The organism is Pseudomonas gorinensis (assembly GCF_042015035.1).
Lineage (GTDB): Bacteria > Pseudomonadota > Gammaproteobacteria > Pseudomonadales > Pseudomonadaceae > Aquipseudomonas > Aquipseudomonas gorinensis.
This window is the reverse complement of record NZ_CP167125.1, coordinates 3,989,906-4,003,812: the sequence shown is the minus strand read 5'-3', so window position 1 is coordinate 4,003,812 and position 13,907 is coordinate 3,989,906. Positions and strand designations below refer to the sequence as shown.

Here is a 13,907-nt window from a genome sequence, read left to right as displayed (position 1 = left end):
GCGCGAAGCGGGCACGTTCAGACTATGCTCGCGGCCACTGATGGCAAAGTAATAGTTTCCCTCGCAGCCCCTCACCCCCGAGTTTCGTGGCTCACCCACCTGAATTGACATTTATCCAGGAGCGGCTAAGCCATACAGGGGTCGCTTTGTTTCACATAACGGTTGGAACTGATGGCGGGCATAAAAGCCCGTCCATGCCTGACGGAGAAATCATGAATATTCAGTTGAAGGCTAAACGCGCACTGGTTACCGCCTCGACGGGCGGCATTGGTTTTGCAGTGGTCAAAGGGCTTGCCGAAGCGGGCGCTGCCGTTGTTATCAACGGCCGTAGTGAGCGTTCGGTGAACGAGGCGGTAGTGCGTCTGCTGTTGGCAGTGCCCGATGCGAGTGTCAGCGGTGTGGCCGCAGACCTGAGCACCGCCGAAGGTGTCGCCACCTTGCTGGCCGGTGTCAGTGATATCGACATCCTGGTGAACAATGCAGGCATCTATGGGCCTCAGGACTTCTTTGAGACCGGCGATGACGTTTGGGACCACTATTGGCACACCAACGTGATGTCGGGCGTGCGCTTGAGCCGTGCGCTGCTGCCGGCCATGGTTGCGCGCGGGTGGGGGCGGGTGGTGTTCGTTGCTTCCGAGTCCGCCCGCAATATTCCCGCAGACATGATCCACTACGGCGTCTCCAAGACCGCCCAATTGGCATTGGCGCGTGGCTTGGCCAAGCGCGTCGCGGGCAGTGGCGTGACCGTCAATAGCGTGCTGCCTGGGCCAACGCTGTCCGACGGCGTCGCTGAAATGATGAAGGGCGAGGTCGAGCGCAGCGGGAAATCCCTTGAGTCGGTGGTCACCGAGTTCGTCATGCAACATCGCCCAAGCTCGATCATCCAGCGCGCATCCAGCGTGGAAGAAGTGGCCAACATGATCGTTTATGTCTGCTCGACGCAAGCATCAGCCACCACTGGCGCTGCGCTCAGAGTCGACGGTGGTGTGGTAGACGATATTGTCTGACGGCCTTTAGTCCTCACGCCCTACTGCGCGCCAGGCCGCATCTGCAAGCTGCTGCCGCAAGAGCCCTGGGTTGCGCTGGACGCGGCCAGAGAGCCAGGCGCGGCAGTAGCTCTCCGCCGAACCGATGATCAGTGACGGTATCAGCTCGGAGGGCAGGGCCTGCAAATTCTGCCGGTGGGCCGGGTCGCTGAACCACTTCTTGAGTGCGGCGTTCCTGGCGAGATTCGCCTCGGCGAGCCGCTCGTTGAAGCTGCTGCGGGCAACCGCAAAGCGCGCCTGGTACTGGAAGCGCGCCCAATCGGGTTGGCTGACCACCCAATCCACGTAGCTGAACACCAGGGCATGTACCCATTCCTTGGTCGACGTCACAGCGGCAAGGTAGCTGTCCCTGAGCCGCGCCTGATCGTCCAGGGCGGTCATGTACAACGCCGCGACCAAGCCTTCCTTGTTCTCGAAATGATGATAAATGGCCCCCACGCTCATCTGGCTTTCGACACGGATGATGTCGATGGTGGTCGCTTCAATGCCCTGCTGGTTGAACAGCGCCAGGGCACATCGAAGGATGTGCCGCTTGGACTCGGCACGACGGCCTGGGTAGCAGCGTTCGAGGAGATCGACAGGTTCCATTTTTCGGCCCAGGCAAAAAGGGGCCATGGTAATTGAAACCGAGGCTTGGCACGAGAGATTGACAGGCTGAGCATTTACAGAATATTGTTCTGTAACAGAGCAATATTCTGTAATTGAGTAATGTTCTGTCCATGACTCCAGCCACCTGACCCGAGATATCCCATGAGCCAGACTCTCAGCATGTACCAAAGCGTTGGTCCGTCCGCTTTCAGCAATATGGCCTGCCAGATGGCACCGTACTTCGGCACCATCAACCCGGAAATTTCTGTATTGGCCCCCGGCCGCGGTGAAGTGAAGGTGCCGTTTCGCAAGGAAATCACCAATCACCTGGCGTCCGTTCACGCCATCGCGCTGTGCAACGCGGCAGAACTGGCGGGCGGCATGATGACCGAAGTGTCCATCCCCAGCGGCGCTCGCTGGATTCCTAAAGGCATGAGCGTCGAATATTTGGCCAAGGCCAAAACGTCCATCCACGCGATTGCCGACGGTAGCGAAATCGACTGGCAGACCTCGGGCGACAAGATTGTTCCGGTCGATATCTTCGACGAGGCCGGGGTGAAGGTCTTTACGGCACGCATCACCATGAATGTGAAAGTCGGCTAGATCGCCTGGGTTACCCGCCGTTCCGGGCAGGAGCGGCGGGTCGGGCTTAGGCAACGCGATGTGAACGACATCGGGCGGTCGTACCAATAAGGGGTCACTTGCGGTGTGATCGAATGTGCAGTCAATCGCGGCTTTTCGTTTGGAGCGTCCTGACGGGCCGTTCCGGGATGGGGACCTCAAATTAGCGGGGCGGCGTTTTTTTAAGGTCGAAATTTATCCCTGGCTATGCCCCCAATCGCAGCCAATATGCGATCGATTACGAATGGCAATTTCTGACCGAAAACCAAGGTGCAGCTAGGTGGCTTTCAGTGTGCGTCCATCCATCACGTGAATCGTCCCGGATTTTCTAGACACGTTGTAAGCAGACGGGTATCTCGTCTTGCGTATAAGTTAACTCCTTGCTCACTCGCCCGCTGCATCGGCAGGCGAGTGAGGACGCCCTTCAGAAAGGCATACGCAAACGCGCTAATGCGCAGTTTTCATCGGCCCGAGGATGGAAAACGCATAAGTCGTCATCCTGCCCAAAGGGCTGTATGGCGATTGGCTGAGGCCTCTCTGCTGCGGGACAGTATGGGGTTAATGCGGCAATATCCAGCGGATCGCCTGTTAAGCGAGGCTTGCTAGAACAGGCCGGCTGGTATTCCCAGAACAGCACTGACCATTTGTCCAAAATTAAACATTTTTGTGCTGATTTGTTGCCCTTATCTGTAGCGCTTGGCATTATTTGGCCATTACTCGACGCTGGCGCAGGGATGGCCGCGACACTCACCTATTTCTGTGCGTCCTCTTGGGCGTCAGCCTAGTGCCTTCCTATCTCTGCATCCCCTCCATTTCTGATTTTTGTGGTTCACATAAATGAGTTTTTTTCGAAAGCTGCTGGCTTTCATCGTCCAACTATTCAGTCGGAAGGATGAGCCGGATAGCGATGTACTGCCGAACATTGATCCTGAGAAAATCCAACGGGAACTTCGTGTTGTTGAGCTAGCAAAGCTGCGTGGAGCAGCGGGTGTGCCGTCTAGTACAGCGACCCAGTTGTCAGATGTTGAGCACAGTATTCGAGGGACGCTCGGAAGAATGCGCGAGCAGATACTCAAGTACGGCGAGCGGTCGCTCAAAATTCTGGATAACCGCTTGGACTCGATTGATGTGACCCGGGAGATCAAGCGCACGATTGCATTGGGTGAGGAGTTTGAGCGAAACGCTGATCAAGACATTTCAAAAATGGACGGCGAGCTAACGGAGCTTCAGCAGGTAGCTGAGGATAAGGCCCGTGCGCTGGAGGCGTTTCGCGAGCAGCACAAGTTGCAAGGTCGGCTTGCAGAGGCGTCCGATGGAGATGCGAAATGGAAGAATGGCGGCCTGCTGATCGCGATGATTGTCATTGAGGGGGCGGGAAACGCCTTTTTGTTTTCAGAGGGCATCGCCAGCGGTTATGTCGGCGGATTTGTAACTGCATTGATGCTTTCGGCATTTAACGTATTTGTATGCTTCTTTCTCGGTAGGGCCAGTACTTATAAAAACCATATAAAATCCTCTCTGGCTTTTGCAGGATATTTCGCGTTCGTTGCCTCCTTGCTGAGCATGGTCACTGTTGGTCTAGGAACTGCGTATTTCCGTTTTGTGTTGCCTCAACTGGAAGATGAATCGCAATCAGCGATTGCGCTGATTCTCGGCTATGTCCACACGTCGGTCCTTCCATTTCAGGACATCAGCACGTGCGCGTTATTTGCCCTGACGGTTATTTTCGGGCTGATGGCTGTTTATAAAGGTTATACCTGGACAGATCGTTATCCAGGGTACGCGAGGGTTTACCTGGCTTACGAAGACGCGCAACGGAGTTATGTTTTTGTAATTGAGGCGTTACGACAAGTGCTTGAACAGCGCAAGGTCGAATCCTTGCTGCTGATCGACCAGAACGTTGATCGTGCCTCATCCGCCATCCAAAACTTCAAGCGAAGTATGAGCCAAAAAGCGGTCATCAAGAAAGTTGTGGATGAGCGCATGGTGCTGGCTGACGAAACACTGACCAGTCTGGTTCGGACATACCGAATTGAAAACGAAATGGCCCGCCCTCGCGATAATCCACCGCCGGCCTATTTCGACGAGCCGGTGACTTTTGTTAAGGCTGAGATGCCCGACTTTGGCACCGAAAAGGACGAGCTAAAACTGGCCGAACAAGAACGCTTGATGCACGAAATGATCTCCAGTCTCGAGACGATCAGAGCCCGAATCCAATCGTCCTTTAACCAGAAATACGATCAAGTACAGCCGCTGCAGCAGCTATTTTAAGGAGAGCAGAATGGCAATTTATGCCCAGAAAAAAGGGCTTTCCGGTAAAGTTGTCGGCGTAATGTTCGGTGGTGTCGCCCTGATTGCGGCCAGCGCGATGATTTATATCAACTTCACCCGTGAAACCTTCGATAAGGAGACTCTTTGCCCGTCTACAGGGCCTAAAGGGCAATACGTGGTGTTGATCGACAACACCTCGCCGTTCCCGTTTACTCAGAAAGTTGCTTTGGGCCAACGGCTGAAAACAATGGTCACTGAGGAGCTGCCCGAGGGCTACCTGCTCTCGGTGTTTCTGCTCGGTGAAGACTTCAAAAGCAATGAAAAACCGTTATTTGAACGCTGCAATCCTGGGCAGTGGAAGGATAGAAACCAACAGACCAATAACAAAAAGTTTGTTGATCGTGACTTTAACCAGAAATTCGTAAAGCCGTTCGATGACATCGTGCACAAGATCTCGCTGGAAGAACGCAGCAAAAACTCGCCCATTTTCCAGATGCTGCAGCTGGTAGGCATCAATGGATTTGAGCGTGCGCATGTGTCAGGTGAGCGCAGGCTGGTGATTTACTCGGACATGCTGGCAAACATGCCGGAGTTCAGCATGTATAAGGCCTCCTTGCCGCAGTACGCGGAGTTTCGCAAGACTGCTTATGGGCAAAATGCTGCAGCGCCGGGCCTGAACGGTAGCAGTGTGGCGATCAATTTGTTGGCGGCTGATCAAAAAGCGCTGCAGAGCAACAAGTTGGCCGTATTCTGGGAGCAATATTTTCAAGATAACGGTGTATCCGTGGAAGGGTTTTCCCGGGTTGAGGGGCTGTAAATGGACGTCAATAAATGGATCAGGCGCGTCAGCACCTACTTTGCGATCGCCGTAGTACTGAAAATCAGCCTGTCGATTGCCAGTCTGTTGCTAAAAGACCCTAAGTGGCTAGGGTTTGTTTTTCCACTTTCGGTGATGGTGGGCTATTGGGCCATTGGCTATACGGTTCGACAAAAATGGGACAAGCAACTCACCCTGGCAAAATTTGCCGACTCGGTTTACTACCTGGGCTTTCTATTCACTGTGGCCAGCATCATCATCTGCTTGCTGGATATTGAGAGCCTAGGCGATAACCTGAATGGAATGGCTACTCGGTTTGGCGCCGCAATGGTCAGTACCGCGCTGGGTATGTTGGCGCGGGTTACTCATACCGGATTTCGTATCGACGCTAACGACGCGGTCAGAAGTGTCGAAGAGCGGGCGATTCACGCGGCCGAAAACCTCGCGATCTCCTTTGACAATAGCTTTCAGCAGCTCGAAGTGTTCCGGGATAAAGTCGGTGTCGCTTCCCGAGAGGCGGTGCAGAGTGTCAAGGAGCAGGTCAAGGCGCTGTATGAGCACAACATCACCGCCACCGATGCTTACTTTGCCAATGCTACGCAGCAGAGCAATGAAGCCTTCTCGCTCATCCTGGAAAACACTCGGCAAGCCAGTGACAAATTGTTGATCACTATCAATGAACTGGCCGAAAAGAGCACCATCACGTTGCGTCAGATGGAAGATAACGCGTTGGATTTCGGCACGATGGCGCGTGATCGTGTAGAGCAAATGATCTTTCCAGATGACCTGTTCACCCGCAAATTGGGTGGTTCAATCGATACCTTGGCAGGCACAACGGACAGTGTCAGTGAAGGTGTTGCATGCCTCGCCGAAGATGTCAAAACTGCCACCCGCCAAGTCACCACGGCCATACGCAATCTGAACGCCAAAACTCAGACGCTGGATGAGAATCTGGTTGCTGTAGGTGCCATTGTGACCAGCCAGGAGCGTCTGGTGGATGCGATGAAACAGCAGAGCAAAGAGGTCATGGACAGCGTTGAGCGTGTGCAGAAAGAGTACCTGGATTCGCTGGACGACCAACAAGAGGAGTACCTCAACGAAATCAAGACTCGCCAGCAATCGGTTGAACGCATTGCAGACAAGCTGGAGGCCCTGAGCATTCGAATCGAAAACGCCGATACGGTAGAGCGACTGAGTACTGAAGTCACTGATACCCTGAAGGGTGTACGTGAGGTCACTCAGACCAACCGAGACGTTTTGGCTGAGCGTCTTGAGCTCAGCCTGGCGCCGCTGATCCAGGCACTGGTTGAGAGTAATGAAAGGAATCAGGGGATCGCTGCACGTATGGAGCAGCACAATCGTGTGATCGAAACCGTTCACAGCCAGATGGATGCCCTGATCACTAAGATCGGCGACGTATCGATTGGGGAGTCGGCCAATCAACATGCTGAGCCTGCCCGCCCGGCTGATGCGAGAACCGCCTGATGAGCGGAAAGAACGATCAGGTTTTTCAGCTCTCACTTACCGAAATCTTTATCATCGTCTGCTTTATTTTGTTGTTGCTAATGGGGTACCAGATTTTTAAGTTAACCCATAAAAATCAGGCGTTGAATGAGAAAATGGCCGCCTTCCAAGATCTGGATATACGTGAAAAGGCGATCAGTACAGCAGCCGAGGCCTTGAAGGCACGTATGACCGCATTAGGTGTGCGTAAGCCTGATGAGATCATCAGCAAACTGATAGATGCCTCCAAAGCCAATGCAGAGCTGGATCGCTTGAAAGTGCTCTTGACCCAAAAAGATCAAGAGCTGACTGCTCTTGCAGCCATCGAAAAAGCGTTGATGGAAGTGGCTGGCCAGAAGAAAGGTGATGACGCCAAGCAACTGATACTAGAAACCATGATGTCGTTTGAGCAGTTGAAAAAGCTGGTTGTCGATCCTGATGACGAAAGCGACGCGCAGCCTACCGATGTGGTGAAGCGTGTCGCGGCGTTAAAGGCTCAGGAAGACATGCTAGGGGCAGCTTTCGGGACAACAAATGATCAACTCCAGCAAACAATCAAGCATGCTGTGGCCTTGATTCAGGCAGAAAAAAGTGGCGTAAATCCGGTTGAGTTGCAGAGAGCGAATAAAGACTTACGGGGCCAAGTTCAGTTTCTGCAGAACCGCTTAAATAAGGGGCGCGGCGGCGACCTTCCACCGTGTTGGGTGAATGAGGTCACGGGCAAGCCGGAGATGTTCCTCACGGTCAAACTCAGTGAGAACAATCTCACATTCGAACCTGCCTGGCCGCCTGCCCGTCAGGAGGACGCGATGGCGCTGCCAGGTATTGGCGAGTTGATGTCCTCTACCACCCGCACCTATGAAAGCTTTATTCAAGCGGCTAAACCGGTATCGGATTTGGGTTCACAAAAAGAGTGTAAGTACTACGTGCGTTTGGCTAGCCAGATTCAGGATGCAGTTACGTCTGATCGGCGCCGGCTGACAGTTGAGAATTTATTTTACAAAGTGGAAGTCAGGCGGTAAGGGATTCGTCTTGAAATACCGTGGTGTTGTTCGGACAGGAGATTGTCCGAACAACACCAACCTCTCAAGGTTTAGATTCAGCTCATCGACTGTCTTTGGGCAAAGCAAACAGCGGTTGAGATATCGAGCGATATGGAAGCAAAAGACTTCACGAGCAACGATTCCGGCAACGCCCAATCCCACTTTTCGCGCAACATGTTCTGTACGTCCTCCAAAATCGAATTGAGGTCACTTGGGTCCAGGCCTCCAACAACCGCAAGTGCCTCTTTTGCCTGATCGATATTCGCATCGATTTCTATAGCCAGACCCGAGTTATCACAAAAAAGGCCCGCATGATTAAGCAGCAGCCTTAATGCATCATTAGCGTAATCACCCAACCAACTAATCAAATAACATTTCCCACCCGACTCGATAAGGTACCGCTCACCAAGCCCCAATAAGGCAAAAGTTTTCCGGGCCTCTTCGAGTAAAGCTTTGGCACCATGATCGATAAAAGGGCAGGGGCTGGAGTCCGCTAAGACTGCTCGCATCTCCGCGCGTACGGCGTCATGTACCATTGCGCCCAAGCCATCGAACTGTGGAGGAGCACCGCCGCGTGCCGCTGAGACGATGATGACCTTGGCCTGCAGGTCAACATCACGCACCTGCCATCGACGGCCACCGAAGATAATGCGTTGGTCTTTGGTCAGCGGACGGCTAACGGGGACCGAGCCCAAGGCTTTACCGTCGCATACCAGACGGAATTCTTCATCGCTAGTGAATGCGCTGTAGAACTCATAGTGATTGATCATGCGCTCACCAACTGTTCCAGGCAGCAGCAATCCTGAGCTGTCCTGGACAATCAATTCGTGCTCCCCAAGAGATTTGAGTAGTTTCACAAAGTCCGGTTTTTCAATACCTTGAAATGCGCCTTCAGCAATCAAGTTTTTCCATAGGTCGGCAGCCGAAGCGCCGCCGCATTGAGCAATGATAGAAAGGCATTGCTGAACCAAGGTGGAGGCATGAATGCCCTGCGCTCTGGGAGGTTCAAACCAACCTCTGGTCAGCAGTCGAACCATGGCAATTGTTTGTACCAACCCTTGGCGTAATTGGTCGGATAAGCCAGATTTATCCGTGAGCGGTGATTCTTTACAGTAAACGCGTAACGTTGCTTTCTCTCCTGGGCGTCTGCCGGAACGCCCTAAACGTTGACGCAGACTTGCCACGGAAGGTGGGGCACCAATTTGCACCACCGTTTTGATACTGCCGATGTCTATTCCGAGTTCAAGGGTTGTAGTGCAAATCGCCGATGCTGGCCGGTCTCCGGCTTTCAGCGCATGTTCAGCCTGCTCCCGCAAGTCTTTCGAGAGACTGCCGTGATGAGGCCAGAACTCGTTGGGCACGCCGTCTTTCTCGCATCGTCGGCGCAGTTGGTCTGCGTACCATTCAACCTGGGACCGACTATTCGGGAATATCAAGTTATTGCTGCCGCGTAGTACCTGGTAGAGATGCTCCGCAATCGCGAAGTCGGGGCTTGCCTCATTTTCCGTTTCGTCTTCATTCCCCTCATGCTCATTGGGTTGAGCAGGTTTCTTTTTAAGCTCGCTCATTGGCGGCTGAATGTAGCCGCGAACTTGCACCTGAAGTGTCTGGTTAGCGTTTTTCGATTCAATAACGGTAACGTTATCGGCATTGGCTGGGCGCAAAAACGCTGACGCCATCTGCATATCGCCGAGGGTGGCTGAAAGCCCAACCCTAGGAAGGCGCCTCCCCGCAGCAAGTTCAACCCTGTGCATCAATGACTGAAGTTGTTTGCCTCGCTCACTGCCGATGAAAGCGTGTAGTTCGTCCACGACGATATAGCGCAGGTGTTGGAATACCCCGCCGAGACTTGAGCCACGGTTGACGAACAATGCTTCAAGAGATTCGGGAGTGATCAGCAGCACGCCTTCAGATGATTTGAGAAAACGGTGTTTTTTGCTGGATGAAACATCTCCGTGCCAAGCGACAACAGGGATCTCAAGCTGCTCACAGAGTCGGCTTAACCTGTCCCATTGATCGTTAATCAAGGCCTTGAGCGGACTGATATACAGCACCGCGCCAGGCGGATCATCGTTATTGAGCAGATTCGTCAGGATGGGCAAGAAGGCGGCTTCGGTTTTGCCAGCGGCTGTTGCTGCGGCGATGATGACGTCCTGATCGGCGTGCACCAAAACAGGCACGGCCCATTCCTGGGCGTCGCGAAGGGAGGTCCAACCTTCAGCCCAAATCCAGCGCTGGATTCGGGGCTCTAGCTGTTCGAAGCCTGATGAATCAGAGTGTGAAGGTGGCAAGTTCATCGTCCGCATCGACCTTCATATCATCCTCACCGCCGGAATCCTTGGCGACCTCGACCGCCCCTAGCAGTGTTCGCCAATCGGCCCCTGGGTTTTGCTCCAGGATGGCCAGTAGATTGATGAACGCTGTGATTGTGGTGCGCGGTGTGCGGAAGTAGGCTTCCCCTAGGCGTTGGTTGCAGTGAGCCATAAACAGAGGAAGCGCCTCGTCAGGCAGCAAATACTTTTCGGCATCGCCGCCGGCATATACGTGGCGGAGTTTTTGAAGCAGTACGTAGAAGTCCTCAGGGGTAAGACTGGTAAGGCGAATGACCGGCCCCGAGAGATCCACCAGTCCGGTTTTGGCAAACGAGTTCTCAGCCAATCGCGACTGCAGGGCGGGGTAGCTGAATAACCCTCGACGAGTGTCCATCAAAAACTCGGGCGTGCCGCCTAGCACGAAACCCAATCCTTCGGATGACCCTTGCAATGAGTCGTTGAGGATGCGGAGGATCTGTTCGTAGTTGGCATTACGAGCCTGCGTATTCGCCAGTTTGTAGAGGTTAACCAGTTCGTCGAGGCATATCATCAGGCCACCGAACCCTGCGAGTCTGACGAACCTGGAAAGCAATTTGAGCTGGTCGTAGACGGAGGCGTCGTCAATGATCGTCCGCACGCTCAGGGCAGCGCGGGCATCGGTTTTGGTGGTGAATTCTCCGCGTAGCCAACGAATGGCGTCCGCCTTCAGTTGCTCATTGCCTTCCTCAAAGCCGCGGCAGTAGGCAGCGATCACCTCGGCAAAGTCATAGCCATTAACCATTTCGGTCAATTCGGCCAAGTGTTTACGAATTACTGTCTCGCTGTCGGTACCCGCTGCCTTGGCTTCTGTTTTGGCCTGGGAAATGAATTTCTCCACGATGCCTTGCATGGCACCACCGTCAGGCTTTGTGCGCGTTGACATATTCTTGGCCAGTTCGGAGTAAAGCGAGCGAGCTTGCCCCCCAGTGGCGTGTAACCGGCGGTCAGGGTTCAAGTCGGCATGCATGGTCACGAGTTTTCGTTCCATGGCGATAGCACGAACCAGGTTCAGAAAGAACGTTTTACCTGCGCCGTACTCGCCTATCACCACCCGAAACGCTGATCCGCTTTCCACCAGGCGTTCGACATCCTTGATCAGAGCATCAAGCTCACCTACACGGCCAACCTGAATCAGGTGCTGACCAACACGTGGCACTACGCCCGCGCGTAACGATTGAATGACCGCATCGCGATCCTTGGCTCTGATAGTGCTCATAGGGCTAATTCTTCCAGGATGTCTGTGTTTATCTCGACCGGGTCGTCGCCTTCTGTGACGGGCATGTCGAATCGTTCAAAAGCCATGTCGTTAATTTGTTCCAGAGCGCCATCGAGCATCAGCTCCATGTCGCTGGCAGCGATTTCCAGTTCTGCGCGGGTCCATTCCGGGCGAGAGATCAACAGGCGGAGGAAGGCCGAGTGTTCCAGATCAAGCCCAGGCACGTCCACGCTCGACTCCGAATTCGGTTCAGCGCTTTCAGTCGGCCGCTCCGGCTCCTCAACCTGATCCTCAGTGAACACCTTGGCGAGGAGGGCGGAGACCTCCGCTGTCTCCCGCTGAAGCTGTGCAATCCGATCATGATCAAGGACGAAACCTTGTTTCGAAGATGAGGCAGGCTGCGCGCCGGGTTCGGCGGATGGGTAAGTGGTGGCAGGCGTCACGGCGATACCCACACCGGCTGCCGCCCCATGGAGGTCGCTGTAAAGCAACTGGCTATCCAATTGCAGTGCCTTATAAACACGCTCCAGCAACTTCACTTCCGCAGGGCTGACGATGCCATCGGCCTGCGCCAGATGAGCGAGGAAGCCGGCAATGGTGCGTTTTGCATCGACGGGCAAGGGATCGAGCTTTTTCTTAAGGCTAGCAAGCGTGGGTGGTTGTTGGAGTTGGATTTGCAGATGTGCTTTGAGGCGTTTGTGATGGGCACCGCTCAAGTGACTCCATGAATCGATATGCTGAGCAAGCAGTGTGATTTCTTCGTTGGAGGTATCACCGTCGGCCGAAGCCACCGCACTGGCCAAATCAAGGGTTACCGATGCAGCGTTGTATGCAGCAGACGCACGGAGTGATCCATCTTCAGGCTGGGTTACAAACAACGCGATCCGGTCCTGGGCTTTTGGCGTCTTGCTACCACCCAGTACGTCGGGTTCCATTCCAATATGCAGCGACTCCAATGCGCGGGCCAGAGCGAGTACTTTGTCTCGAGACAACGCGCCCGCGCTTTTAAAGCGTCCTGCGAGCTCTCCAAAACTCATGACGATCAGGTCGTTACCAATCCTAGACCGCAACTCATCCAATTCATCGTGGGCTGCCTTCGGCCAGAGCGCGACAGGAAGCTGCAGGAGCCCCTCAAGTGCCTCTGCGCTTTCAGGGTTTCTTCCCAAATAACGGCTGTAGGGCTCAACTTCGTTGGTGCATTGCTCGACCAGCAGTTGCAAAATTTTACGTGTGCCCGAGGTTGCCATGATGTCAGGTAGATCCCCCAGGGTAAGCGTGGGGGCCTTTATTACGGCAGAGGCAGGGCGATAGCTGGCCTTCAGCTTGGTTTTGTTCTGCGCCAATGTCAGGCCCGCAGGATAAGTGTTTTCGTACTTGAGCTTGAACAAGCGTGAAAACACATCTTTGCAGCGTATGACTGGCGTGCGTTTACTGATGTTGGGGTCAGCCAACGCCCATGCCAGTGCCCAATCGGCATTCAGCGGATGCTTATTGGCTGCGTGCTGACCTAAACCAATGCGCAGCGGCAAAGGCATTTCGTAGCTGTGTTCGGCCACATTGGGTGGCAGGCCAAGGTAGAGATTCGCGTCAACAACGCGGTTGCCTAGGTAGTCAAGGAAGCCTTCTGCATAGCCTCGGAATGACCCATTTCCTCTATAAATACTCAGTAGACGCCGGACCTCGTCGACTATTAGAGGAACCTCATTAATGACCTTTGAATCGTAAATGGGATCAATGAGGGCTCGACGTTCTAAACCGTAGAAAAACAAAAATACATAGCCGGTATCCGCCAACGGATCACTACGCCCACCTGCGAGCCATTGCAGGTATCCGCGTCGCGCTTGCGGTGTAATGGAGTGAAAGCTCGGCCAATAAGACATCAGTCGCTCATTGAGGTCGACGTAGTTCTTGGCAATCCGAAGCTTTGGGTTGATCAGTGAAGGCTCTTGAGCATCATGTGTGCTACCGAGTGTGCTCCCGATATAAAACATGCCGCCAGGCAGGGAGAAGCCGGCAACTTCGATGATTTCGCCAGCAGGCACCCAGCGGGCGTCGGCCTTCTGTGAGCTGATACTTGGAATTTTAAAGGTATTGGCAGGGGGAGAGCCGAGTTGCACCGTATAAAACTCGGGGCTTTCCTCATTGTCCCTATTGCTCGTCGAGACTTCACGCATGGAAAACGTTACGCCCAAGCTTTGTGGCTGTTGCGGGCGTACATTCTTTGCAGCGGATGCTTGAAGCTGATTGAGCCGGCGTTTTCCGCGTTCGGCCAGCAGCCACATAATGGTGCCGATACCCGCTATGACACCGATCGCTATCCAGGCATTTTTTGGGATAGCAGCGAGAGCACTGAATGCCAGAGCAAAAATAATAAGTATGCCGGTGCCACCGGAGTTTTTTGCTTTCTTCCTTGCCATGTGTCATTTCAACCTTGAAAAATGGGTGCTGGCG

General features: G+C 53.9%; 10 protein-coding genes. 6 read left to right on the top strand and 4 right to left on the bottom strand.

Features of this window, described 5'->3' with window-relative positions:
- Positions 1-212: 212 nt before the first annotated feature.
- Complete coding sequence (locus AB7933_RS18205) at positions 213-1,007, top strand: SDR family NAD(P)-dependent oxidoreductase (protein WP_024075612.1); 795 nt, start codon at positions 213-215, stop codon at positions 1,005-1,007.
- A 6-nt stretch (positions 1,008-1,013) separates the two neighbouring features.
- Here AB7933_RS18205 and AB7933_RS18200 read toward each other — a convergent pair whose 3' ends face one another.
- Complete coding sequence (locus AB7933_RS18200; RefSeq protein WP_024075611.1) at positions 1,014-1,634, bottom strand: TetR/AcrR family transcriptional regulator; 621 nt, start codon at positions 1,632-1,634, stop codon at positions 1,014-1,016.
- Between the two features lie 162 nt (positions 1,635-1,796).
- Between AB7933_RS18200 and AB7933_RS18195 the strand changes: the two genes are divergently transcribed.
- The 5 genes from AB7933_RS18195 to AB7933_RS18175 all read left to right on the top strand — a co-directional run bounded on the left by AB7933_RS18195 (position 1,797) and on the right by AB7933_RS18175 (position 7,868).
- Entirely contained in the window at positions 1,797-2,237 is a 441-nt protein-coding gene (locus AB7933_RS18195; protein WP_024075610.1) for a hotdog fold domain-containing protein, read from the top strand.
- Between the two features lie 855 nt (positions 2,238-3,092).
- Positions 3,093-4,526: a hypothetical protein gene (locus AB7933_RS18190; protein WP_024075609.1), complete on the top strand. Its 1,434-nt coding sequence runs from the start codon at positions 3,093-3,095 to the stop codon at positions 4,524-4,526.
- Between the two features lie 10 nt (positions 4,527-4,536).
- Positions 4,537-5,343: a hypothetical protein gene (locus tag AB7933_RS18185; RefSeq protein WP_024075608.1), complete on the top strand. Its 807-nt coding sequence runs from the start codon at positions 4,537-4,539 to the stop codon at positions 5,341-5,343.
- Positions 5,344-6,828, top strand: coding sequence for a hypothetical protein (locus tag AB7933_RS18180; protein WP_024075607.1), 1,485 nt, complete (start codon positions 5,344-5,346; stop codon positions 6,826-6,828).
- Positions 6,828-7,868, top strand: coding sequence for a hypothetical protein (locus AB7933_RS18175; protein ID WP_024075606.1), 1,041 nt, complete (start codon positions 6,828-6,830; stop codon positions 7,866-7,868). The genes AB7933_RS18180 and AB7933_RS18175 overlap by 1 nt, the downstream gene beginning before the upstream one ends.
- Positions 7,869-7,945: 77 nt before the next feature.
- Here the strand turns inward: AB7933_RS18175 and AB7933_RS18170 are convergent, their stop codons facing one another.
- The 3 genes from AB7933_RS18170 to AB7933_RS18160 are packed head-to-tail and all read right to left on the bottom strand — an operon-like array spanning position 7,946 to position 13,873.
- A complete protein-coding gene (locus AB7933_RS18170; RefSeq protein WP_041161223.1) occupies positions 7,946-10,117 on the bottom strand; it encodes a DEAD/DEAH box helicase in 2,172 nt (723 codons plus the stop codon).
- A 43-nt stretch (positions 10,118-10,160) separates the two neighbouring features.
- The gene (locus AB7933_RS18165) at positions 10,161-11,456 is read right to left on the bottom strand and encodes an ATP-binding protein (protein ID WP_024075604.1); all 1,296 of its coding nucleotides are present in this window, start codon (positions 11,454-11,456) and stop codon (positions 10,161-10,163) included.
- Positions 11,453-13,873, bottom strand: a complete 2,421-nt coding sequence (locus AB7933_RS18160; protein ID WP_024075603.1) for a TerB N-terminal domain-containing protein — start codon at positions 13,871-13,873, stop codon at positions 11,453-11,455. The genes AB7933_RS18165 and AB7933_RS18160 overlap by 4 nt, the downstream gene beginning before the upstream one ends.
- Between the last annotated feature and the right edge of the window lie 34 nt (positions 13,874-13,907).